This window comes from Chryseobacillus diguaensis, from assembly GCF_049220665.1.
Classification (GTDB): Bacteria; Bacillota; Bacilli; order Bacillales; family Bacillaceae; genus Metabacillus_B.
In genome coordinates this window covers 313,758-337,386 of the sequence record NZ_JBMKNV010000002.1, presented here as the reverse complement: position 1 = coordinate 337,386, position 23,629 = coordinate 313,758, and the positions used below count along the sequence as shown (strand labels likewise).

Here is a 23,629-nt window from a genome sequence, read left to right as displayed (position 1 = left end):
TCCCCTTTTTCCTTTTTATTACATATCATTTCACTCTTAGTATAAATCAATTCAGACAATGGTTGAAAGCCCTGATTTTATCTTGAAGAAGACTGAATGATAAGTCAATTGATATGCAGGGTCTTTCCCTTCATTTTTTCAAACTGGACCCTGTCTTCTCTCAAAAGATTTTCGGTATTGTTCCTCCAGTGAATCGCCTGAGTTTTTATATAAGTTCCATGATCTGTTTTCGTAACCATTCCCAGGAAAGTAAGGCAGCTTAAATACTCTTCTATTGTCTTATGAAATGACTCCACAGTCTGCCATTGAGCTATCTCCTTCAATGAAAGCCGACCCTTTATAATGAGTTCCTGGATATGATGGCAAATCGCATTTAAGTGAAATGGCTTATGAATCGGAATGTTATCAAGCCATAGGAGTACTCTCGTTTGCCAAATAAATACCGGTGAATCCATTAGAAATCCTTTCGATAAAGGGATGAATGCAGCAGAAGGAAGAGATGACAGTGAAAGATGCTTTCTCTCATACAGAAGATTGCGGAGATTTTTAGATTCAGCGGACAAATGTGGATATGGAGAGAATCGGTGCTGCTTTACTTTTTGAACCCATCCATCAGGGACGGAGAGCTTCTGTTTAACCGGTGATAATAGATCCAAAAAGGATGTCTTTGAAAGAGGAAAAAACTGCTGATTCGCAAATACGGATGTTTTAGTAAAGGGTATGAGGCCTGTTAATCGAAGAAAAGACTGGCTTTCTGGATCATAGCTTAAAAGAAAAGGATCCTGGCTCTCCTTATCATGACAAGTGCACATCCAGTGAAACGGCGAAAAACGATAAGCAGATGCTGATCTTCTCGATAACTGGTTTGACCCTAGAATCCATATTGGATATATTTCAGCATTGAGGTAAGATAGAGTTCGCTTGAAGAAGATGCTCCGATTTAAAAGGGAACATTGATATTCAATTGCCAGACGCCGAGATTCATCTTCTGCTAAAATATCTGGCCGCTGTTTTATTTCTTCCAGATACGGCTCTAGGAGAACATTTCTCAAGTCTTGGCCTGACAGCCATTCATAAAGCTGTCTTTTTCCATTCAAATGCCTCTCTGTTTCTGGCTCACCTTGCCAAGCACAATGAGAATCTCTTTTATGCGCAAAATGATAAACCTTAATTGATCCAAGCTTAAGTTCCAATGGACCTTTACAAACAGGGCAAAAAAACATCTCTGTCTTACGAAGCTGTAACAAATGTTCAAAGGCCAGGCGATTGCCCGATAAAACAAATGGCTGGCCATTTTTAAGAAGGGCAGTTAGCATTTTTGGTCTCCTTTTTAGGGTTTTGGGATGAATTTTTTGTAGATGCAGATTTTTAAATGGATGAATTTTTGAAATTGATGGGATGGTTTCTGTGGATGGAATTTGTTTTACATATTTGTTTTGGTGCTGGTGCAGGAAGATGATGGATGTGGATGAGAGAATTTTGATATTGAGAAGATTTTGAATTGAATAGAGAGTTTTTTGTCTTTGAAAAGATTTTCTTCCAGGGAGAGTAGAATTTTTGTCGAAGCAAATAATAGCATTGGTTTATGATCATGTTTCATGGATATATGATCGGCTTTTCGGTGTTTATGCGCAGGTTTATCCTTCATATACATTACTCACCCCATTGACATTTTCTAGCCCTCTTATCACCCCCCTTGTTCTTATTCATTTCGATATTCATCTCAAAAATCCCTCCATCTTTCAACAAAAAAGGCTGCTTTCGCAAAAGATTGTTGCTTTTCTGTCAAGCCCTTATACCGCATTCAGCCTAGCTTCGGGGCATCTTTTCTTAAAGAATCTTGCCTTATCGATGATTTGTTGAACACAATATAGGGTCATGAGCAACAAAGTTTAAGAAAAGAGCCACGAAAAAAGACATCCTCATTTTTTAGAGGATGTCATCTGTTTAAAGAAGCGGCGAAAGCAGCCTTGCAAAGGATTCAAATACCTTTTTATAAAATGGCCGCTCCTGAAATAATTCAGTTAATATTTCCACTGAATCTTCCATGTCGTTTTTATATTCCTCAACAAGTGTGTGGGTACTTGCTGTTTTATATAAAAAGGCATTTACTTCGAAATTCAAATGAAAGCTTCTCATATCCATATTAGATGTACCGATGGATGCGAGCTCGCCATCAACGATAATGATTTTACTGTGCATAAACCCCTTTTTATATTCGTAGATTCTTACTCCTGCCTCTAAAAGCTCTGGAAAATAGGAGTGTGATGCATAATAGACAAGTCGTTTGTCAGGACGTTGCGGGACCAGCAGCCGCACGTCGATGCCGCTAAGTGCCGCAACTCTTATAGCTGATAAAATATCTTGGTCAGGCACAAAATAAGGAGACGCAATCCAAATTGATTTTTCAGCGGATATGATCATTGAGAAGAACAAATTTTTAATAACTTCCCATTTGTTGTCTGGTCCGCCGGCGATTAGCTGAACACCGCCTGTTTGTCCGATTTTCTTTTCTACAGGGTGCAGAAAACGCTCTGTTGAAAGTTTATCGCCTGTCATATAATACCAATCCTGAAGGAAAATCATTTCAAGAGTTCTTACCGCTTCCCCGCTAATATACATATGAGTGTCACGCCAAAAACCAAAATGCTTATCACGCCCAAGATATTCGTCACCTATGTTGAGCCCGCCCATAAATCCTGCTTCCCCATCAATTACGACAATTTTCCTATGATTACGGAAGTTAATTTTGTTGCTTAAAAAAGGTAATTTTACAGGTAGAAAAGGAATCATCTTTATTCCCGCGCGAGTCATTTTTCCAATATACTGGCCAGATAGCTTCCAGCTGCCGACAGAGTCATACAGGAAACGAATGTCGACCCCTTCTCTTGCTTTTTCAATAAGCACTTCCTGAAGCTCAAGGCCAATTTCATCATGCCGGACTATGTAATATTCCAGATGGATATAATTTTTGGCTTTTTTAATTTCTTCTATGATAGAAGTGAAGGTTTCATCCCCATTGGTAAGGATTTTGGTCTGAGAAGAAAATGAGATGGGACTATGGCCGAGCTTTTGGGCAAGCTTGAACAGCAGCTGCTGATGGTCCCCCATTCTTTGAAGTTCTTTATCAGAAGTATACAGGCCGCTTTGGACCTCTTTGAAAACTTTTTTATCAATAAGTGCCTTCTTTTCAAACAAACGTTTTTTCCGCACATTTCTGCCAAAGAACAAATAGAAAAAGAATCCAACAAGCGGAAATGCCCCAAGTACAACGAGCCATGTAAGGGTCTGGGTTGGGTGTCTGTTTTCAAGAAAAATAACGACTCCTATAAATACTATGGATAAAGTAGTAATAATACTGACGGTTGTCAGAATCCAATCGCCCCAAAAGTTGTTAGTTACAAGAACAATAAGTGCAATAAAAAAAGTAAATATGATTACTTGGATAAAATTCTTCATTTGTTTCACCTATTATTTAGACTTAATACCCTATAATAACATAAACTGCATTCAGTTGCTGTTTTCCAAAAAAATGCCGATTTCATATTGATGAAATCGGCATCAAAGCGTTATCCAAAATGTTTCCGTATTGTATAGAGTGCATACTCATTCATGATTTCTTTGCCGTATTCTTCAAGCCGGTGTATACTCATTTTGGAATTCTGCCCGTATTCAAGCAGGATACTTAAGGTATTTTCAATTTCTTCATCTGTTTGCTCGTCAAATTCAACATACAGATAATAGGTGTTGTCCAATGCGTAAAGCCGGTTCTCAAAGCTTCCAGTATTTGTTTTAGCAAGGGAAATCAGGTCTTCAAAGTCATTAAATTTAATAACAAATTGAAGCTGAATCTCTTCTTTTTCTTCCTTGCCGCTTTCACTGGTTTTTGGGTCATCCTGGTCTATAAGAGAGTCTATATCTTCGTCGTCAGCCCCGTTTTCTCCAGGAATTGGCAATTCAAGTTTTTGTCCGTCTTTAGAAAGCTGCGCTCGGGTTACGATAATTTCAAGTCCTTTATCCAATGCTTGAACTTGAATCCAAAGGGGTCCTTCAATCATAAAGTCTTCCTCTTCATGGACTTCATCCATCATTTCCCAAAACAATTCTTCGCTTCTCTCCCGGTTATACCAGATCTCATCCCGGTCGAATCCGCGTTCCTCTATATCACCATACGATACGTAAAATTTTACAGTATGTTCGTTAATGCGTTCTATTTCCATGGATTACACTTCCCTTCTTAATAATTGTTGAAGGGACAACTAAACCCCCGTATAAGTGCGCTTTCCTACACTTTACCCAATATCAGCAGTCTTTAATCGCAAGCCTTCGTAAGAGTGGATTCCTCTATTCTATACCTTTCGAAGGACCTTGTACTCCTATTTTATGATAAAAAGCGTTCAAAGGAAATAAAAATACCTGGGAATTTCAGAAAACAGTTATCAACCTAATTATCGGTCATATTTTAAATCGCCTTTCATATATTTTGTACAAGCAGCTTGCCACAAATACTTAAATAGCTGCCCATATGCTTTTTAGGAATAGTCCAATCGAAAGAGGGTACTGCATGGAGCAGGAGTTTTTGCTGTCGCTTGTCATGATAATTGGGATTGATTTAATACTCGGCGGAGATAATGCCATTGTTATTGCAATGGCCAGCCGTAATCTGCCTGAAGAAAAAAGGACTAAGGCTATTGTCTGGGGAACTGTTATTGCCATTGCTCTTCGCACGACGTTAACTACGGGAGCTGTTTTCCTGCTTCGAATCCCCTTTGTTCAGCTCGCAGGGGGCATTTTCCTTCTCCATATTGCCTTTCAGCTAATCGTTGGAAAAGAGGAAAAAAACGAAAAAATCGAAAGCCATCATTCATTTTGGAAGGCTGTGCGAACAATTGTCGCTGCAGACATCTTGATGGGGCTTGATAATGTGATTGCTGTAGCGGGTGTGGCTAATGGCCATGCTGTCCTGGTAGTCCTTGGACTCCTCATTTCAATCCCTATTATCATTTGGGGAAGCAAGTTCATTTTAAGACTAATCGACCGGTTCCCGCCGCTAATTTATTTAGGAGGGGGAATGCTCGCCTTCACTGCCGGCAAAATGATATCTAATGAAGAACAGCTTCAGCATTATTATTACACCCACCCGTCAATATTCGAGGCAATGCCCTATTTTGCAGCCATTGTCATGGTAATGGGCGGGCTTTTTTACAGAATGATGCCCCGTGTAAAAAATTAAAGCCTTCCTAAAAAGGAAGGCTTTAATCTTATTAGTTAACCATCCGCTGAGCTTCACGCAGCTGATAAGTACGAACTTTCCTTGGAAGAAAACGGCGAATTTCATCTTCGTTGTATCCAACTTGCAGACGTTTTTCATCGAGCATGATTGGACGGCGAAGCAATCCTGGATAATCATGAATCAATTGATATAGATCCTGCAAGGGCATCGTTTCAACATTTACGTTCAATTTTTGGAAGATCTTTGAGCGTGTTGAAATGATTTCATCAGTGCCATCTTCAGTCATTCTCAAGATTTCTTTAATCTCATCAATGCTTAAAGACTCAGCCATAATGTTTCTTTCTGTATAAGGAATCTCATGTTCTTCAAGCCATGCTTTTGCTTTCCGGCATGAAGTACAGCTAGGTGATGTATATAATGTAACCATAAATCTTCACTCCTCCATCTATAGAATGAGTAAATCATTTGCATATCCTAGATAAAAATTACTTTAATAAAGTAATATCTATCGAGTATTATACTATAAAAAAGTAAGTTCGCATATATGTTTTTATCAAAAGTTTGTCAAAACAAGTACAAACTGTTGACTTAAACTGAGTTTTTTCTAACCTTTTTTTAAAAAAGGCTTGTACAAAACTATAAGCTTCAAAACCTGCAGCCAGTCTTATTAAGTACCAGCCTATTCTCAGTTAGTCGAGATCATCGAAAATGGTTTTGTCTCTATTCGTTTTCTCATATTCCAGCACCTCATGAACCTGTTCATAAGATTCACCGTACCACTCTATATCCCGGTAAGTATGTATCAGCTCATAGGTTTTTTTCATTGCTTCATAAATACTTTCTTCTGAACTGTCTTCTGGCGACCAATATAAAATTTCCATTTTGTTTACTTCTTTTGTAGCTAAAGAACGGCGTTTATATCCAATCGAAGTTGCATGGTGGAATCCTTGACGCTGATAAAACTTCAGCCTTTTCGCTGTATCTTCATCATTTTCATCAACAGGTTCCACTTCAAGAATAATCGGCTTCTTCTTTTCTTTGAGGCTTGAAAGGAGTTTACCGCCCAGCCCCTGGCCTCTTGAAGCTTTTGAAACAAATAAGTAATCGACAAAAATGAAGTCTTCAAGTTCAGCATACATTAAGACATGGTGTTCACCTTCATCTTTGAAATAAATATCACTTCTTTCTTTTAAAAGAGCTTCAATGTGTTCCCGGGATTTCATTTCCTCTGTAGGAAAGTAACGGCTAAGCTTCTCATACCAATTCATATTCGTCTCCTGTATTTGTTTTTTCACTTTCTTGTCTAGTTTATATTTACCCTCTTTCTATATGGATAAACATTCAGTACAATGGAATTACAAAAGAGCAGGGAGCTGATATCATGCAGCAGTATGTGATTGATTTTATTCTCGTGTCTGGATTAGTTATTGGTTTTACAGCCATGATGGGTGTATTTGCAAACGGAATCAGCCAGACCCTATTCAAAGGAAAAAAACAGACACAGAGCTTTGATCACTCCCAGAAAGTCCAGGCTGGCTGGAACAAAGTGAAAAGATAGTTCTTTTATTTATACGGGCCTGCCTGAGTATGGTTTCACTTTTTCAAGTTTTAGATCCATCATTATTTGTTTTTGCTCCTCAGGCCACCAGACACCGCAATCATCCGCAACAATACATGCTGCACACTTCTCCAAATCATAAACCTTCATGCCTGTAATAAGCAGAGAATAAAGATGCAGTGTAACTAGACGATCATTTCCAGCACTCCCCATTTTATGAACATATTTTTTCGGAGCAAAAAAAGTGCGTCCTTTTGGCTCTTTTTTTGTAAGGATATTTTTCAGCCCGGACGGGGGTACCCTGTATGTTGTTTTCAAGGCCTTTCTTTTAACGTCATTCTCTTTTCCTCCTCTAGCTGCGTGTTTCAGTTATAAGTATGTAAAGAACAATTAGAGAAGAATGACGAAAGCTCTGAATCTAAAAACGGCAGAATCGTGTTTGATTCTGCCGAAAGGGATCGCCTATTTTTTTAAAGGTGTGTAATCAACACCTGGAGTATAGCTGTTGCTTGCATCCCATAATAAGAATTCATTTATTCCCTGTTCATTTAAGGCCTTAATCTGAGCTTCAACCTCTGATTTCCCGTACTGGATATAGTTCCCTGTACCAAGATAGGATGCTGTAAAATCCTGAATCCAAGGTCTGGAAATCGGTCTAGTTTTTAAAGCAGCAAGCTTCTTCTTCTCTAGCTTTGCATAAGCTGATACAAGCTTGTAAGGTTCTTTATCCGGTTTTTGAATACCAAAATAAGGCGTCCAGTGGCTGGGGTAAATCATGGCCGACATAATATCCACCTGATCTGCGATCTTTGTAAAGTTCTGTCCAATACCAGGTGCTTCCGGAAGTGTTGCAGCATAGCCGAAAATATCAGCTGACACTTTTACTCCGTAAGGCTTTAGATTCGTATGGGCATATTTCACAAAATCGGTCACAGCTGTTACCCTTTTTTGAACGTTATCCTGTTTTACATTTTTATAGTCACCCAAATTGTACTTTAATTTTTTGTCCATATGTTCAAAGCCTTCCGGGAATCGAACATAATCAAATTGAATTTCCTTAAAGCCCAATTTTGCGGCTTGAATGGCAATATCAGTGTTGTATTTCCATACCTCTTTTTCAAACGGGCTGACGAAGGAATCACCTTTTCCGTTTTTCCAAGGCTTATTGCCATCAAGGAAAGACCACTCAGGTTTTTTCTGCGCCAAAACGGAATCCTTAAAAACAACGATCCTTGCAATAGGATAAATTTGATGCTTCTCAAGTACTTTCAGCATCGCTTTTGGATCTTTTATGTAGTTTTTGCTGATGTCATAAAACGGGGATTTTTTATCCGGATGAAACGTTAAATTTCCCCTGTCATCCTTCACATCAATGACCATTGTATTTAATTCGGTATCATCCAGAAGCTTTATAAGCTTTGGAAAGCGTGCCCCGCCTGCTGAGTTCCCTGTCACATATATACCGCGGACTGCATCGGGATATGGAATATTTAAACTCGTATCGTTAAACCTCGGCATATTCTCAGGAAGCTTTTTATTAAAAAAGCTGACATCATTTGTGATCACATCTCCGCTTGCAGAAGCTGCTTGAGATATAGCTGGTGATACCAAAGCCAATCCTGCAAGCCCACCTATAAGCAGCATCTTTCCTGCACTCTTCCTAACCTTCACGCTACAGTTCCCCCGTCCCTGAATGTAAAAATGATCCCTTACACAACTGTTTGAGACATGTTCTTTTCTTTTCACTGAAAATTCGATCCAAAACGACTTGCCACAACTTTCATTATAAAATTTTTTCATTATTTATGATAGATGACATTGTAGCGAATCTTCCTGTTTGATATATGAGTTTTTATACCCATTATTCTCCGCTTTTTGTTGGTTATTAAGGGAATTTAATAGAATATATTAGTTTTAATAGAAGCTAGCTGGACTTTACTTAACTGATAGGGATAATATTATTTAAAATATGATGTGAACATTAGCTTTATGGAGACTTGTTTGTACGCGCTGTGCGGCAGAGTCAAAGCTGGGCAGTTTTTGTATCGCTGCGTCATCCTCATGGCTAATAAGAGACTCCGCAGCTTCCCATGCTTTTTCTGAGGCTAAAAAAGGATAGGATACTTATAGAGACCATGCAAAAAAGCACCGGCCGTTTTTCAGCGGCCGGTGCTTTTTACATTGTGATTATGAAGTAGTAACAGCATCTTTTTGATATCTCGCAAATTCTTCTTTTGAGCACATGACGAAGTGCCCTGGTTTTACTTCTCTGAATTCCATCGTTTCGCCTTGCTCCAGTTTATGCTTGGAAGGGTCATAAACTTTTCTGACACGGGTTTTTTCGTAATCCGGATCTGGGAGAGGAATCGCTGACAGCAATGATTTTGTATATGGATGGATTGGATTTTTATAAAGCTCATCTGCATCCGCAAGTTCGACTAGGCGTCCGAAATACATAACACCAATTCGATCACTGATGTATTTAACCATTGAAAGGTCATGGGCGATAAACAAGAATGTTAAATCCTTTTCCTTTTGAAGCTTTTTCAGCAGGTTAACAACCTGTGCCTGGATGGAAACGTCCAGTGCAGAAATCGGTTCATCTGCAATAATAAAATCTGGTTCTACTGCAAGGGCACGGGCAATTCCGATACGCTGACGCTGCCCGCCTGAGAATTCATGCGGATAGCGGTTCGCATGCTCTTTATTTAACCCAACTGTTTCAAGAAGATCATAAACACGGTCCTTACGTTCCTTAGGCGTTTTAGCAAGTCCATGAATGTCAATTCCCTCGGAAATAATTTGGGAAATTTTCATTCTTGGATTTAAGGAAGCATAAGGATCCTGGAAAATCATTTGCATTTTACGGTTTAATGATTTTAACTGAGCTCTTGATTTTTTGCCGTGAACATCTTCCCCATTAAAGATGACCTGGCCATCTGTAGCATCATACAAACGGATAATCGTACGGCCTGTTGTAGATTTTCCGCACCCGGACTCTCCTACCAGACCAAGGGTTTCACCTTTGTAAATGTCAAATGACACGTTATCAATCGCCCTTACTTCATTGGGTTTCCCCATGTTAAAATATTGCTTTAAATTTTTTACTTCTAAAATCTTTTCTTTTTTAGACATTCAAGTTGCCCTCCTTCATTGCAGGAAATTGGCGCATTCTCTTCTTTACTGCTTCAGGAGGATCAACTCTTGGCGCATCTTTATGATAGAGCCATGAAGCAACGTAATGAGTATCTGAAATTTGGAAGAAAGGCGGCTGCTCTTCCAAATCAATTTTCAATACATAAGGATTACGCGGTGCGAATGCATCTCCTTTTGGCGGGTTCAATAGATCAGGCGGTGTACCCGGAATAGAGAATAATTCGTCTTCTGTCGTATCCAAGTCAGGCATTGAGCTAATTAAGCCCCATGTGTATGGATGCTTAGGATTATAGAAAATTTCATCTGCTGTTCCGATTTCAACAATCTTACCGCCGTACATAACGGCTACGCGGTCTGCAACGTTTGCTACCACACCTAAATCATGTGTAATAAAGATAATGGACGTATCAATCTTCTTTTGAAGATCTTTCATTAATTCCAAGATTTGAGCTTGAATGGTAACATCCAGGGCTGTGGTTGGTTCATCAGCTATCAATACTTTAGGGTTGCAGGCAAGGGCGATTGCAATAACTACCCTTTGTCTCATTCCGCCTGAAAACTGATGAGGATATTGATTGAAACGAGCTTCTGCCATCGGAATACCTACGAGCTTGAGAAGATCAATCGCACGATTTTTAGCTTCGCCTTTACTCAGCTTCTGATGTCTGATGATTGGCTCAGTAATTTGTTTTCCAATCGGCATCGTCGGGTTTAAGGAGGTCATCGGATCCTGGAAAATCATCGAAATATCTTTTCCGCGGATTTTTTGCATCTGCTGATCTTTTAATTTCGTAAGATCCTTACCGTCAAAAAGAATCTCTCCGCTTTTAATTTCGGAATTGCTCTCTGGAAGCAGGCGCATTATAGATTTTGTTGTAACTGATTTTCCTGAACCTGATTCCCCTACTATTGCCAACGTTTCCCCTTTGAATAAGTCAAACGAAACCCCTCTAATAGCTTTTACTTCACCTGAAAAGGTATGAAAGGATATATTAAGATCTTTAACTTCTAATATTTTCTCCATTAATTGTCACCTGCCTATTAATCACGCATTTTCGGATCAAGCGCATCGCGCAGACCGTCTGCGATCAAGTTAAATACTACCATTAGCAATGAAATCATAATCGCTGGAATAATCAATTGCCAAGGATATGCTTTCATGGCATTGAATCCATTATGAACTAATGTTCCAAGTGATGCCTGTGATTCGTCAAGCCCCAAGCCGATAAAGCTCAAGAATGATTCGAAAAAGATCGCATTTGGAATTGAAAACATCGTGTTAATGATAATGACGCCAAACATGTTCGGAATCATATGCTTGAAAATGATCGTGCCATTCGTTGCTCCAAGCGTTCTTGCTGCAAGGACGAATTCCTGATTTTTCATTTTTAGTACAGCTGCCCTGACAACACGCGCCATACTTGTCCAGCCGGTAACGGTCAGTGCAATAATGATTGGCCAAATACCAGGTTGAAGAATTAAAATCATCAAGACCACGACAATCAAGTTCGGAATCCCAATAAGAATTTCAATAATCCGCTGCATGACAGAGTCGGTTTTGCCGCCAAAATAGCCTGATAAAGCTCCATATGCCACACCAATAAGCATATCAATAAGTGCTGCTACAAAGGCGATGAAAAGAGAAAGCTTCGTACCTTCCCATGTGCGGGCAAATAAGTCTCTTCCAAGGCCGTCTGTCCCAAACCAGTGATATTCATTTAATGCTTTTTTCATTTCGTAAGGTTTAATAGTAGCGCCAAATTTATTTTCATAAGTTCCAGTAAACGGAAGCCAGCTTACATTCTCAAGTCCCTGAATTCTAGGAGGAAAGTTATTATGCTTTGCATTTTGATCATCGTATTTATACGGAGTAAGCAGCGGTCCAACAAACGCCATAATCACCAGGATCGCAAGTATCACTAAGCTTACTACTGCAGCTTTGTTTTTTCTGAGGCGATACCAGGAATCCTGCCAAAAATTCAGGCTTGGTTTTTCGATTCTTTCACTTTGGGCAGAATCAACGTGAACTGGTTCAAACATTCCATTTGGAAAGTTTTTTTCAGTGTTTATCATCCTTTATTCCCTCCTGCAACACGGATACGCGGATCAATTATTCCATAAAGAATATCTACAACCAGTGTAATGACAACAAACAATATGGCAAACAAAATGGTTGTACCCATAACCGTTGGGTAGTCATTGACCCCGATCGATTTGACAAATTGTTCTCCTATCCCAGGAACGGCAAAAATGTTTTCAATAACGAGAGAACCTGTCATTAAACTTACTGCCAATGGTCCCAGCACAGTGATTACAGGAATAAGCGCATTCCGCAGTGCATGTTTGACAGAAATCTGAAAGCGGCTGGCACCCTTTGCTTTTGCTAGAGTAATATAATCCGAGCCAAGAACATCAATCATTTCTGTTCTCATAAAACGTGCCGCAATGGAAATCGGGAACATAGCTAAAGCAATCGTCGGTAAAATACTGGTGTCAAATCCATCCCAGCCCATAACAGGCAGCCATCCAAGCTTAACGCTGATAAACAATTGCAAAAGACCAGCAAATACGAATGAAGGAATAGATTTACCTATTACTGCAATGAATGTAGCTGTGTAATCCACCCATGTATTTTGGCGAAGTGCAGCCACAACACCTAGCAGGATTCCCACAATTGCACCAAAAAGCATCGCTTGGAAGCCCAGCATCGCTGATGGTCCGATACGGGATGATAGAAGCTCACTTACCGGAACATTCGAGAATTGGAATGAAACACCAAAATCACCTTGCACCAAGTGAGAAACATAAGAAGCGAATTGAACTGGAACAGGCTGATCTAGCCCATATTGCTCTTTCATCATCTCGATTTGTTCATGAGAAAGCTTTTCTGAGTTAAACGGAGTACCTGGAAGGATTTTCATAAGAAAAAACGATATTGTTATGATGATTAAAAGAGTTATAGCCATGAAGATAATTCGTTGCAGAATATATTTTGCCACGGTGTAAACACCTCCTGATAAATACCATAAATTTGCTTTTTTCGACAAATGTTAAACAGGTAAAAAGAGAGTATATAAAATACTCTCTTCTTATTAACTTCCAAGAGCTTCCTTATTGAATTTCAAAAATTATTTTTTACCTTCAATAGTAGTCCACTGGAAGCTGTACTCTCCGCCAAGGTCATGATGAACTAGACCTTTAACGTAAGTTTTTTGAAGCACGTTCAATGCACGCTGGTACATTGGAGCAAGTGCTGCATCTCCATCAAGAGCTAATTTTTCAGCTGCTTGAAGAGTTTTGAAACGGTTAGCGGTATCTGGATCTTTATCCGCAGATTGGATGAGTTTGTCATACTCTGGGTTAGAGTAGCTCATATGGTTTTGTCCGCCGTCTGTAATCCAAAGGTCAAGCCATGTCATTGGATCATCATAGTCAGGACCCCATCCGCTTAGAAGCAAGTCATAATCCTGCTTGTCTTCACGGTCAAGACGAATCTTAAATGGTACACCTACGACCTTCAATTTCAACCCTGGAAGAGTCTTTTGAAGCTGATCTTTGATGAATGCATCTGTAACTTTTGCAGAAGCCGTATCCTGTCCAACGTAAGTGAATGTTAAACTGGATTTGCCGATTTCTTTCAAGCCTTGTGCCCAAAGCTTAGCTGCTTCTGCTTTGTTCGTTTCAAGGTATTTCGCACCATTTTGGAAGTCTTTTCCATCAGGCGTCATACCGCCTTTCCATTCTTTCGGAACGATGAAGTCTGCTGGAATAGAACCATTTTGCAATACATCATCAACTAGAGATTTTTTGTCAACCGCCATTGCGATCGCTTTACGGATATTTTTGTTTTTAAGTGCAGGATTTTTCTCGTTCATTTTGATCCACCATACAGATGGCTCTAAGTAACGGGAAAGTTCTGGAGAACCTTCATATTGAGAAATAACCTGAGGTGTTGCAAGTTTACCAGTTACGTCAGCTTCGCCTGCATCAAATGCGTTTGCTGCAGCCTGGCCGTCTTTTTGTACAGTAAAGTCTACTTTATCAAGCTTTACATCTTTAGCACCCCAGTAAGAAGGGTTTTTCTCAAGGTTCCACTCTGTATCTGCTGGGCCTTCCCAGTTCGTTAATTTGTAAGGGCCGTTGTAAAGGATGTTTTTGTCATCTTTCGCAAAGTTCTTGCCTTCTTTTTCAACATACTTTTGGTTTTGAGGGAAGAAGGATGGGAATGACATCAATTTTTCGAAGTAAGGAATTGGTTTGTCAAATGTGATTTTTAGAGTATAGTCATCAACAGCAACGATACCCAATTGATCTGGTTTTACTTTTTTCGTGTAAACTTCGTTAGCATTTTTTACTTTGCCGATCATCATATATGGACCATATGGTGAAGCTACCGCAGGGTCCAATTGGCGCTGCCAAGAATAAACGAAATCGTGTGCTGTAATAGGATCTCCATTAGACCACTTAGCATCTTTTTTCAATTTTACAGTGAATTCTTTGTTATCTTTATTTTCTGATTTTCCGTCTGCTACTCCTGGAATCGCATTTTGATCTTTATCCAGACGGTAAAGACCTTCATTTGTATTGTTCAAGATTGTAAATGAAGCTTGGTCTTGTCCCAGTACGCTATCCATTGTCGGTGTTTCAGAAGTAGTAAGCATTTTTAGTTCCTGTGGTTCTGATGGCTTAGCAGTTTCTTCAGAAGTTGATCCTTTACTGTCTCCACCTGCAGGTTTACCTTCAGTTTGGCTTTTTCCTCCGTAGCAAGCTGAAAGGAATAAGCTCAGAACAAGAATTAAACCTAAAAACAAAGAAAATTTAGACTTTTTCACCTAGTTGACCTCCCCGTTATTTTTCTGAGAATTCTTACAAGGACTATTATACAATTTTTTGAATAATTGTACATGCATTTTTTTAAGAAAGTTTACAAAAGTGCAATAAAACTGAGAATTAAGCCTCTTAAAATAGTCCTTTTTACCTATTTTTTCGTCAGGTTTTTTTCTCCTCTTCTTCGTCTATAGCCGACTCTTATCCTATTTCCAGCTGTTTGTAAATCTATATTAAACTCTTCGTAAAGTTCTTAACATATGTAATATGCACAGGTTATAAATGTTGAAAAAGTAGGAAAATTCACACAGATTCCGTTTTTGCTATATAGTGTTTTTATATTGAATTATTATCTATTTACTAGTAAAATCCTATACTAAAGCTCTTTGTTCTATATAATCAGAGGAATAATGAAAGAGCCATTACTTTCTTCAGAATATATACATAGAAGAACTTGCAAGAAATCTTCCAGCTGATCTTTAGCAGCCTCCTAGGAAAATCTTCTGCATGTTTGAAAATTCCTTAATCATTAAAGCGAGGTCTATTTAGAGTGAAAAAATCCATCCGTTTGTTTCTGATCGCCTTCCTGCTCACATTTATCGTTTCACTTGTCCGCTACCATAGTATTACGTTTCTCTATTTTATCAATATCTCATTTGTGATCAGCTTTGCCCTTTTGTTCTGCGGTTTATTTGTCTATGTCACCCAAGGCGGTTTTTTTGATGCGATTACATACGGGTTCCGCCGCGTTTTTCAGTCCCAGGGCAAGGAGCTTGCCAAGGAAGAAGTGAATGAGATGCAATCCTTGTCGGAGCTGATTTCACTGGATTATCATCCTCTCCTTATTTCTGGCGGTGCATTAGCTGTCATCATGCTTATCTGCCTTGGCATTTATTACATCTAATTTCATTACTTCCACGCTTGCTAATATAAACAATATTTCATATAATAAAAAAAACTTATAATGAGCGATGAAGAAGAAGAGTACACGATGCCCATCATTTTTAGAGAGTCCGCGGCTGCTGGGAAGCGGATAATGATGATCGTGGAATGGACTTCCTAGCTTCTTTTCTGAACTTCCCTTATTAGGGGCCAGTAGGAAAAGGCGTCCGTTTGCGTTACAAAACATTAGCGGCTTTCTTATGAAAGCAATTAGGGTGGTACCACGGTTCATTCGTCCCTGCATTTTTGCAGTGATGAATGGGCCTTTTACTATTTTACTGGGAGTGAATTCATGTGAAAACGATATTTTCTGGCATTCAGCCAAGCGGATCTGTTACACTTGGCAATTATCTTGGGGCAATGAAGCAATTTGTTGAGCTCCAAAACGACTATCATTGTTATTTCTGCGTTGTTGACCAGCATGCCATTACGGTGCCACAGGACCGCTTGGCACTTCGTCAAAATATCCGCAGCCTTGCAGCGCTGTATCTGGCTATTGGAATTGACCCCGAAAAGGCGATTCTTTTCGTTCAATCTGAGGTTCCAGCCCATGCTCAAGCCGGCTGGATGATGCAGAGTGTATCCTACATCGGCGAGCTGGAGAGAATGACACAATTCAAGGATAAGTCCTCAGGCCGTGAAGCCGTTTCTGCAAGCTTATTAACCTATCCTCCGCTTATGGCAGCAGATATCCTTTTATACGGAACGGATTTAGTGCCTGTAGGGGATGACCAAAAACAGCATATTGAGCTGACAAGAGATCTTGCCGAGCGGTTTAATAAAAAATATAATGATATTTTCACGATTCCGGAAATCCGTTTGCCAAAAACAGGCGCAAGAATTATGTCATTAGCAGAGCCGGCTAAAAAAATGAGCAAATCGGATCCAAACACAAAATCCTTTATTTCAATGCTCGATGATCCGAAGCTGATTGAGAAAAAAATCAAAAGTGCTGTGACAGATTCAGAGGGTACGATTCGGTATGATAAAGAAAATCGTCCAGGGATCTCTAACCTTCTGTCCATTTATTCCATTTTTTCCGGGGAAACCATTGAAGAGATCGAGCAAAAATACGACGGTAAAGGCTATGGCGATTTTAAAACCGGCCTTGCAAAAGTAATCATCAATGAGCTTGCTCCTATTCAGGAGCGTTATTATGAATTGATGGAGTCTGAAGAGCTTGACCGGATTCTTGATGATGGGGCAGAACGTGCGAACCGGGCTGCGAAAAAGATGCTTAAGAAAATGGAAAATGCGATGGGACTTGGCCGTAAACGTAAATAATTCATAAAATGCAGCAGCTCGCCTTTAATGGTGAGCTTTTTTTTTCTTCTATAAGAAAGGGCAGATGCGCGATACTAGCGCTCTGCCCTTTTACTGCTTGTCCAGCCAATTAAGTCTTCTGCATTAATTCACTTTTGATTCCTGTTCCATGTCCCAAAGCCTTTCGAAGAAGGGTTGTCCTTTTACAAGGTGCTCGCACAGTGTCAAATGTTTAGGTGACCATCCGAAGAGAGTGTCTTCATATAATTGCTGCCATATTTCCTCAAAGCCCAGACTTTGAATTTCATTGTATTTCGCTGGATTCCATTCTGTGTACCAATAGCGAATAGCAGCTGTGTTCTTCGCTGATTGAAGCTGATCAAGCGCCATAAAAAGCAGCTGCTTTAGCTGTCTTTCTTTGCGGGTCAGCCCTCTCATGTACAGCGGAGACAGGGAAAGGATATGATGTTCCCTCTCTTCATGGAATGGATGCTTGAATGTATATTCATCCGCTTCAATATCCTTTACCATGTCATAAACAAGCTGTTCCTGTCTTGGAATGATCCGGCTTTTCCGCACTGGAATACTGTAGCCAATAGTATCTATTGCAATAATGCCCTGGCCGTCCGTTATCACAAAGCAATAATCCAGTTGAATTCTTTCATGATTTTTCCTTATATAGGCTTTCTGATGAACGTCCTTCAGTAGACTTTGCGGCAATTCAGCTAAATCATTCTCGATGTAATCAAACAGAAGATGATCCACTTTAATCAAAGGCACTTGATCAAGCAGTTCTACACTGTCATCCTTTCTCCATTCATGGAAATGGCAGACATTGTATCCATTCTCTTCACCTTCGAACCAATTTACCCAAACATCATGAAGAAACAACATTTTTTACCCCTCACTTTGCAGCCTTTTGTCATTCAGTATAGGCAGAGGAGAGAAAAAATATTCCATTAGAAACACAATATGGCTAAGTGAATGCAAGGAATTTACTTAGCCTTTCAACGTTGTACTCGTTAATATGCTATACATCAGGAAAAACCGTTTGGATGATTTTTACTGCCGGAATTGAAAGTATATCCTTTGTAGTGGATTGTGAGGAAGACATGTATTTTTTTACAATATAATAACCTGCTGCATAGCCCGCCATAGCCGGATAAAATCCTTTTCCATATAATATTTTTTCATATTTTGGATCGTTTTGTGCGATTTTGCGGTTAGGTTCAATATGTTTTTTCCAAAGATGCTTGATCTGATCCTCTTTATAGAGCTTCGCCCATTTTGCAACAGGCTTTTCTCCTAGAGATTCTCTTACTGCATTTTCTGCCATTCCTTCAAGAATGACTACATCCTCCAGAGTATACTCAGGTTCGGGCTTCGGGTTTTTCTGAATCCTGCAAATGTGATGGTATTCATGCATGAGCAAAGCTTTTATGTCTGTCGGGCCCACTTCAGGCGTCAGAAACAAAAATAGTTTGTCACTATAGGCAAGACCGGATTTTCCCCCATGTTCTTTTTGTAGCCTCAAGCTTGAACTGTCGCTTGGAAAAATAAAGATAGGAACATCAGGTCCGCCCCAGATTTTTTTTAGTTTTTCACTTTCGGTATTAATAAACTCCCATGTTTTCTGCTTTTGTAAAAGCTTCACCATTTCCTGGCAGCCGCTCGTGCTTCTGTATATGCCATGGTCAATCAGCTTGCTGAAAATCAGGTTTTCATTTCTTCCCGGAAAATATGGTTTCAGCTTTTTCCCGATTTTCCTGTGCTGACAGCCTTCCTCTAGCCATTTATCGGTCGCTATTACACCCATCTTCTCACACCCTTTATAACAGGATATGAACCTATCCCTTTCCAAGTGTCTTTAGGGTGGTGAAAATATGAAGAAAAACAAAAAGGCTGCCAAAAGGCAGCCTGATTGAATTATTTTTCGTATTTTTTAAAGATAATCGTAGCGTTATGTCCGCCGAATCCTAGTGAGTTGCTTAGAGCCGCTTTTACATCCAGCTTTCTGGATTCATTCGGTACATAATCAAGATCACATTCAGGATCTTGATTCTGAAGGTTAATAGTCGGCGGCACAACGCTGTCTTTAATAGCCATAACGCTGAAGATCGCCTCTACTCCGCCAGCTGCACCAAGCAAATGTCCTGTCATGGACTTTGTTGAACTGATGGCAAGCTTTGAAGCATGATCGCCAAACACTGTTTTGATCGCGATCGTTTCAAATTTATCATTATATGGAGTACTTGTTCCATGTGCATTAATGTAATCAATATCTTCAGGCTTTAGACCAGCAGTTTCAAGGGCCTGTCTCATAGCTCTGACGCCTCCTTCTCCTTCTGGAGCTGGAGCTGTAATATGATAGGCGTCTCCTGTTGCCCCATAACCAACAATTTCTGCGTAAATTTCAGCACCCCTTGCAAGGGCATGCTCCAGATCCTCTAATACGATAATTCCAGCACCTTCTCCGATAACAAAACCATCACGGTCTTTATCGAATGGACGGCTTGCTGAATCCGGATCCGGGTTTGTGGAAAGTGCTTTATTGGCACAAAAACCAGCAAACGACATACGTGTAATCGGGGCCTCAGCTCCGCCTGATACCATTACGTCTGCGTCACCGCGCTCAATAACCCTGAAAGCATCTCCAATGGAGTTCGTTCCAGTAGCACATGCTGTAACGGTACAAGAATTAAATCCTTTTGCACCGAGAGCGATTGAAACCTGTCCTGCTGCCATATCCGGAATCATCATTGGAACGAAAAACGGACTTACTCTGCGAGGGCCTTTTTCAAGCAGCGTTTGAAATTGGTTTTCAAATGTTTCCATTCCGCCAATTCCTGAGCCAATCCATACACCAACTCTTGCAGCATTTTCTTCAGTGATTTCAAGTTTGGCATCTTCTACTGCCATTAAGGAAGCCGCAACAGCAAAATGTGTAAAGCGGTCCATTTTTCTTGCTTCTTTTTTATCAATGTATTTCTCAACATCGAAATCCTGTACTTCTGCCGCAACCTTGGCCGAATAATCATCCGCGTTTACGCGTGTTACCGGACGGACACCAGAAACCCCGTTCAGTGCACTTTCCCAGCTGCTCTTGGCATCCAGGCCTATTGGCGTAACTGCTCCAATTCCTGTTACAACTACTCTTCTTTTTTCCATGGAAAACACCTCGTATCTAATTTATATACAGGCTTATCTGCCCCATCTCATTGCAATGGCACCCCAGGTTAAACCGCCGCCGAAGCCAACCATTACAATTACATCTCCATCTTTTATTTTACCAGCTTCCAGTTCTTCTACAAGTGAAAGCGGAATGGAAGCTGCTGATGTATTACCATATTTATGAACTGTTTTGGACATTTTTTCAACAGGAAGCTCAAGGCGTTCGCGTGCTGCCTCCATTATCCGGATGTTTGCCTGATGCGGAATCAGGAAATCAACGTCTTCTTTTTTCAAACCTGCTTTGCGAAGGACATTTAAGCTTGATTCACCCATTTGGCGGACAGCAAACTTGAATACTTCTCTGCCATTCATGATAATATATTCATCCTGATACAAATGCTTGGCACCCGTTCCGTCTGCTCCTAGTTCGAATGAAAGAATGCCCTTTCCTTCGCTTACCGGTCCAACAACTGCAGCACCTGCAGCATCACCGAACAAAACAGCTGTATTTCTGTCTTCCCAATCAGTTATTCTAGAAAGCTTTTCCACTCCGACTACTAAAATATGCTTATAGGAATTTGTTTCAATAAATTGCTTCGCTGTAATCAGGCCGTACATGAAGCCTGCACATGCTGCACTGATATCCATTGCCGCCGCTTTTTTTGCTCCAAGCTGTTCTTGAATCATACAAGCAACGGAAGGAAACGGCCTGTCAGGTGTTACAGTTGCCACAAGGATCATGTCCAAATCTGCCGGCTCAATTTTCGCATCTGCAATTGCCTTTTCCGCTGCTGCGAGAGCCATATGAGAAGTGTTCACATCATCGGCCGCAATCCGTCTTTCCTCTATACCAGTCCGAGTGCGGATCCACTCATCGGAAGTATCCATTCGTTTTTCGAGGTCAAAGTTGGTAATTACCTTTTCAGGGACATACCTGCCTATACCTATAATACCTGCGTTCATATACGCAACCCCTCTTAATCAGTTTTTATAATATCTGCTTTCTCTAAAAGCTTGGAATACAGAATTTGTCATCAATTATTATGACTTGGTACTAATTTTAGCTCATTTTATGATTTTTATCAATAAAGTTGATGACAAGTGTCCATACCTGCACAGCATTTTTTTCATAGATTGGTAACAGATGTACATTTTTTTTAAGGCGGTGAACACATGAGTGATCTAAATGAGGAACTTGGGGAAGAAATTCCGATTAAAGAAGAAAGTGATCAAGCAGCCCCCTCGGAAGCAATGCCCAAACGCCCGCTTAATACAGGGAATAAGTTTGATCAGCTGATGTTCGGCAAAGGAAATTCTTCTTTAAAAAGACAGGAAAACAGATCTTCATCTGACGATATCACGGTAAATTCAGAGAATAAAGAAGAAGTGAATTATTTACACATTATGGGTCAGCTTGATGAAATCATGATATCTCTTAAAGAACTGAAACCTGTCCTAAAAGAGTTTTCCCCCATCGTGGATATCATTAAGAAAAAACTAAAGTAATCCTTTTTGCAGTCTTATTGGCTTTATTGAAGATATATAACCATTTAAATGATAAAATGAGAAATGCTTATAAAAAAATCCTAATCGGACTAAAATATCGAACGAGAGGTTATGTATGGACAATAAGTTAAATGATACAGATCAGCTGCATGAGGAAATCATACAGTTAAAAAAGCAAGTTCAAGAATATGAAAGCTTAATTAAAGATATTTCTGCACCGATTATCCCCTCTATTGTTCCGGAAACCATTTTGATTCCTATTACAGGAAGACTGTACGCTGAACGGTTTGAAATGATTATAGCCAAAATTCTTGAAGCCTCTTATCAAGAGGAAGTAAGCAATGTGATCATTGATTTCACAGCTATTTCTAAAAAAGAAATAGGTGATATTGAGGTTTTCGGCAAGTACATCAGGAACTTGACTTCAGCCCTTGATATGATGGGTATTCAAACGTTATACGCCGGTTTTACACCTGCTGTAACACAAGTTCTTGTTCAATCCGGGTTAAATATTATTCAGGAGCTGCAAACGTTCTCTACCTTCAGAACAGCCCTCCAGTATTTAATGAGAGAAAAAGGACTGGAGTTTAAAAGGGGGCTATCCCTTTAAACCATGACTAAACGATTTTTTTCAAGCAGAAATACTTGCAATGGCCTCTGATTGTTACATTTATCGTTAACAAATGAGGCTATTCCTATATTTCTAATTCTGCAATTATTTTTCTTTCAGAGCATCTTCCCTGCCCATGTCATATGCATCGCCCATTACTTTTAAAAACAATTCCATCATTGGCTGAATTCGTTCCATTGTAAGCTCGATTCCCGTTTTTTCCAGCTGAGCCTGCGCTTCTGGAAAGTATTTCATCGCTGCTTGCATAAATTCCATTGCTTTTGGATGTTGTTCCATTTTCATTCCTCCTGACTTTTCTTTAGGCTGTTTTCGCAAAGATTGTTGCTATTCGAATTGTCTTAGAACACGTATAAAGTTTAGCATCGTGGCATCTTTTCTTAAAATTCGCAAGTGTATCCTTGCTCTATAATCACTTAAATGGATGAAAAAACAACAAAGTTTAAGAAAAGAGCCTTTCTTTATTTTCCTTCGTAAAGCATTTTGTATTGCTCATTATGAACTCTCTGCAGCTGGATTCCTTTTTCTACCGGGGTCGTTTCCTGTAAAGGGATTACCAGATCTTGAGGCAGGTCAATACTTTGAGACAGACTAGACTCAATGTCCAAAATTTCTGCTGCTTTTGCCCACTCATTCTCTTTTCCTGAACTCACATACAAATGTGCTCCTTTATCAAAGGAAAAAAGATCCGTCTTTACTATAGCATTTACAGCATCCTTTATAAACAGGATTTCCCTCGTATCTTCCTCTATCGCAGCCGTTTCATTCAGCAAAACGGACTGGAACGCATAGTGTTTCGGCTGCCATGGCCCATACAATAAAGGAAGACGGAAAGACACAAAATGAGAGTCCTTTTCTTCAAAGGCTGAGGAAACCATTTGTTCCAGTTTCAAGTATTGTTTCCCTCGGTCAGTATCCGGAACAGGGATGGTATCTTTAGCTATTTTTTTTTGCTTTTTTCCAAATACCTCTAATGATGAAATAAGAATAAAGGCAAGTTCTTTTGATTTCACCCAATCCAATAACCTTGACAATTTCTTTTCATTCACTTGATCAGCTTTTTCCTTATCTTCTGGAACGTAGTATACAAGTGTTGGTGATTCATCGTAAAGGGGAAAGTCCTTTTCATATAAGGCTGTTTGCAGAAGGGCGTTTCTTCCGATCAGCATCATTTTTTCTTCAAATTCTTCTTTTTCCTGCTCTGTCCGAGGAGGCTCATATATACCATAGACAGGAATTCCTTCCTGCAAATATTTTTCACATAAAGCGTAGCCTAAAAATGTATGAATGCCAAAAATACAAATACTTTTCATATAACGTCCTCCTAATGAAAGCGATACTTGAA

24 protein-coding genes and 1 other annotated feature are annotated in these 23,629 nt (G+C 39.7%); of the genes, 6 read left to right on the top strand and 18 right to left on the bottom strand.

All coding sequences use genetic code 11. The annotated features are described in order from the left end of the window. Nucleotides 1-104: 104 nt before the first annotated feature. The 3 genes from ACOT8F_RS04445 to mecA all read right to left on the bottom strand — a co-directional run bounded on the left by ACOT8F_RS04445 (nt 105) and on the right by mecA (nt 4,220). Nucleotides 105-1,316 carry a competence protein CoiA family protein gene (locus ACOT8F_RS04445; protein ID WP_421650349.1) on the bottom strand — a complete coding sequence of 404 codons (1,212 nt, stop codon included), beginning with the start codon at nt 1,314-1,316 and terminating at the stop codon, nt 105-107. A 631-nt stretch (nt 1,317-1,947) separates the two neighbouring features. After that, nucleotides 1,948-3,459, bottom strand: coding sequence for a cardiolipin synthase (gene cls, locus ACOT8F_RS04440; RefSeq protein ID WP_421650348.1), 1,512 nt, complete (start codon nt 3,457-3,459; stop codon nt 1,948-1,950). A 110-nt stretch (nt 3,460-3,569) separates the two neighbouring features. Beyond that, nucleotides 3,570-4,220: an adaptor protein MecA gene (gene mecA / locus ACOT8F_RS04435; protein WP_421650347.1), complete on the bottom strand. Its 651-nt coding sequence runs from the start codon at nt 4,218-4,220 to the stop codon at nt 3,570-3,572. A gap of 344 nt (nt 4,221-4,564) precedes the next feature. On the opposite strand from mecA, the gene ACOT8F_RS04430 reads away from it, so the two are divergent. After that, a complete protein-coding gene (locus tag ACOT8F_RS04430) occupies nt 4,565-5,233 on the top strand; it encodes a TerC family protein (protein WP_421650346.1) in 669 nt (222 codons plus the stop codon). 31 nt (nt 5,234-5,264) lie between these two features. Here the strand turns inward: ACOT8F_RS04430 and spxA are convergent, their stop codons facing one another. Both spxA and ACOT8F_RS04420 read right to left on the bottom strand, forming a co-directional pair. Then, nucleotides 5,265-5,660 (bottom strand): transcriptional regulator SpxA, encoded by a 396-nt coding sequence (gene spxA, locus ACOT8F_RS04425; protein WP_421650345.1) that lies wholly within the window; start codon nt 5,658-5,660, stop codon nt 5,265-5,267. Nucleotides 5,661-5,922: 262 nt separating this feature from the next. Next, nucleotides 5,923-6,501, bottom strand: coding sequence for a GNAT family N-acetyltransferase (locus tag ACOT8F_RS04420; protein ID WP_421650344.1), 579 nt, complete (start codon nt 6,499-6,501; stop codon nt 5,923-5,925). Between the two features lie 113 nt (nt 6,502-6,614). On the opposite strand from ACOT8F_RS04420, the gene ACOT8F_RS04415 reads away from it, so the two are divergent. Beyond that, entirely contained in the window at nt 6,615-6,791 is a 177-nt protein-coding gene (locus ACOT8F_RS04415) for a hypothetical protein (protein ID WP_421650343.1), read from the top strand. Nucleotides 6,792-6,800: 9 nt separating this feature from the next. Here ACOT8F_RS04415 and ACOT8F_RS04410 read toward each other — a convergent pair whose 3' ends face one another. The 7 genes from ACOT8F_RS04410 to ACOT8F_RS04380 all read right to left on the bottom strand — a co-directional run bounded on the left by ACOT8F_RS04410 (nt 6,801) and on the right by ACOT8F_RS04380 (nt 14,779). Then, nucleotides 6,801-7,109 carry a cupin domain-containing protein gene (locus tag ACOT8F_RS04410; protein WP_421650342.1) on the bottom strand — a complete coding sequence of 103 codons (309 nt, stop codon included), beginning with the start codon at nt 7,107-7,109 and terminating at the stop codon, nt 6,801-6,803. Between the two features lie 144 nt (nt 7,110-7,253). Continuing rightward, nucleotides 7,254-8,435, bottom strand: a complete 1,182-nt coding sequence (locus ACOT8F_RS04405; RefSeq protein ID WP_421650488.1) for a putative glycoside hydrolase — start codon at nt 8,433-8,435, stop codon at nt 7,254-7,256. 543 nt (nt 8,436-8,978) lie between these two features. Continuing rightward, nucleotides 8,979-9,926: an ABC transporter ATP-binding protein gene (locus tag ACOT8F_RS04400; RefSeq protein ID WP_421650341.1), complete on the bottom strand. Its 948-nt coding sequence runs from the start codon at nt 9,924-9,926 to the stop codon at nt 8,979-8,981. Next, nucleotides 9,919-10,971 carry an ABC transporter ATP-binding protein gene (locus tag ACOT8F_RS04395; RefSeq protein WP_421650340.1) on the bottom strand — a complete coding sequence of 351 codons (1,053 nt, stop codon included), beginning with the start codon at nt 10,969-10,971 and terminating at the stop codon, nt 9,919-9,921. The genes ACOT8F_RS04400 and ACOT8F_RS04395 overlap by 8 nt, the downstream gene beginning before the upstream one ends. A 17-nt stretch (nt 10,972-10,988) precedes the next feature. Further along, entirely contained in the window at nt 10,989-12,020 is a 1,032-nt protein-coding gene (opp3C, locus tag ACOT8F_RS04390) for an oligopeptide ABC transporter permease (RefSeq protein WP_421650339.1), read from the bottom strand. Beyond that, complete coding sequence (gene opp3b, locus ACOT8F_RS04385; RefSeq protein WP_421650338.1) at nt 12,017-12,946, bottom strand: oligopeptide ABC transporter permease; 930 nt, start codon at nt 12,944-12,946, stop codon at nt 12,017-12,019. Before opp3b ends, opp3C begins: the two co-directional genes overlap by 4 nt. A 129-nt stretch (nt 12,947-13,075) precedes the next feature. Then, complete coding sequence (locus ACOT8F_RS04380; protein ID WP_421650337.1) at nt 13,076-14,779, bottom strand: peptide ABC transporter substrate-binding protein; 1,704 nt, start codon at nt 14,777-14,779, stop codon at nt 13,076-13,078. 545 nt (nt 14,780-15,324) lie between these two features. Between ACOT8F_RS04380 and ACOT8F_RS04375 the strand changes: the two genes are divergently transcribed. Together ACOT8F_RS04375 and trpS are read left to right on the top strand one after the other, a co-directional pair. Then, a complete protein-coding gene (locus tag ACOT8F_RS04375) occupies nt 15,325-15,678 on the top strand; it encodes a DUF3899 domain-containing protein (RefSeq protein ID WP_421650336.1) in 354 nt (117 codons plus the stop codon). A 58-nt stretch (nt 15,679-15,736) separates the two neighbouring features. Further along, nucleotides 15,737-15,959 (top strand) — a binding site (T-box leader). 51 nt (nt 15,960-16,010) lie between these two features. Beyond that, nucleotides 16,011-17,000, top strand: a complete 990-nt coding sequence (gene trpS, locus ACOT8F_RS04370; protein ID WP_421650335.1) for a tryptophan--tRNA ligase — start codon at nt 16,011-16,013, stop codon at nt 16,998-17,000. A 123-nt stretch (nt 17,001-17,123) separates the two neighbouring features. Here trpS and ACOT8F_RS04365 read toward each other — a convergent pair whose 3' ends face one another. The 4 genes from ACOT8F_RS04365 to ACOT8F_RS04350 all read right to left on the bottom strand — a co-directional run bounded on the left by ACOT8F_RS04365 (nt 17,124) and on the right by ACOT8F_RS04350 (nt 21,113). Continuing rightward, on the bottom strand, nt 17,124-17,873 hold the full coding sequence (locus ACOT8F_RS04365) for a YjbA family protein (RefSeq protein ID WP_421650334.1): 750 nt from the start codon (nt 17,871-17,873) through the stop codon (nt 17,124-17,126). 136 nt (nt 17,874-18,009) lie between these two features. Then, on the bottom strand, nt 18,010-18,795 hold the full coding sequence (locus tag ACOT8F_RS04360) for a DUF2268 domain-containing putative Zn-dependent protease (RefSeq protein ID WP_421650333.1): 786 nt from the start codon (nt 18,793-18,795) through the stop codon (nt 18,010-18,012). A 110-nt stretch (nt 18,796-18,905) separates the two neighbouring features. Beyond that, a complete protein-coding gene (gene fabF / locus ACOT8F_RS04355; RefSeq protein WP_421650332.1) occupies nt 18,906-20,147 on the bottom strand; it encodes a beta-ketoacyl-ACP synthase II in 1,242 nt (413 codons plus the stop codon). A gap of 33 nt (nt 20,148-20,180) precedes the next feature. After that, the gene (locus tag ACOT8F_RS04350; RefSeq protein WP_421650331.1) at nt 20,181-21,113 is read right to left on the bottom strand and encodes a beta-ketoacyl-ACP synthase III; all 933 of its coding nucleotides are present in this window, start codon (nt 21,111-21,113) and stop codon (nt 20,181-20,183) included. 210 nt (nt 21,114-21,323) lie between these two features. Here ACOT8F_RS04350 and ACOT8F_RS04345 point away from each other — a divergent pair, with 210 nt between their 5' ends. Together ACOT8F_RS04345 and ACOT8F_RS04340 are read left to right on the top strand one after the other, a co-directional pair. Continuing rightward, nucleotides 21,324-21,656: a hypothetical protein gene (locus ACOT8F_RS04345; protein ID WP_421650330.1), complete on the top strand. Its 333-nt coding sequence runs from the start codon at nt 21,324-21,326 to the stop codon at nt 21,654-21,656. A gap of 115 nt (nt 21,657-21,771) precedes the next feature. Then, nucleotides 21,772-22,266 (top strand): STAS domain-containing protein, encoded by a 495-nt coding sequence (locus ACOT8F_RS04340; RefSeq protein ID WP_421650329.1) that lies wholly within the window; start codon nt 21,772-21,774, stop codon nt 22,264-22,266. 105 nt (nt 22,267-22,371) lie between these two features. Here ACOT8F_RS04340 and ACOT8F_RS04335 read toward each other — a convergent pair whose 3' ends face one another. Then, nucleotides 22,372-22,563: a ComZ family protein gene (locus tag ACOT8F_RS04335; protein WP_421650328.1), complete on the bottom strand. Its 192-nt coding sequence runs from the start codon at nt 22,561-22,563 to the stop codon at nt 22,372-22,374. A 182-nt stretch (nt 22,564-22,745) separates the two neighbouring features. After that, the gene (locus tag ACOT8F_RS04330; protein ID WP_421650327.1) at nt 22,746-23,597 is read right to left on the bottom strand and encodes an NAD-dependent epimerase/dehydratase family protein; all 852 of its coding nucleotides are present in this window, start codon (nt 23,595-23,597) and stop codon (nt 22,746-22,748) included. Between the last annotated feature and the right edge of the window lie 32 nt (nt 23,598-23,629).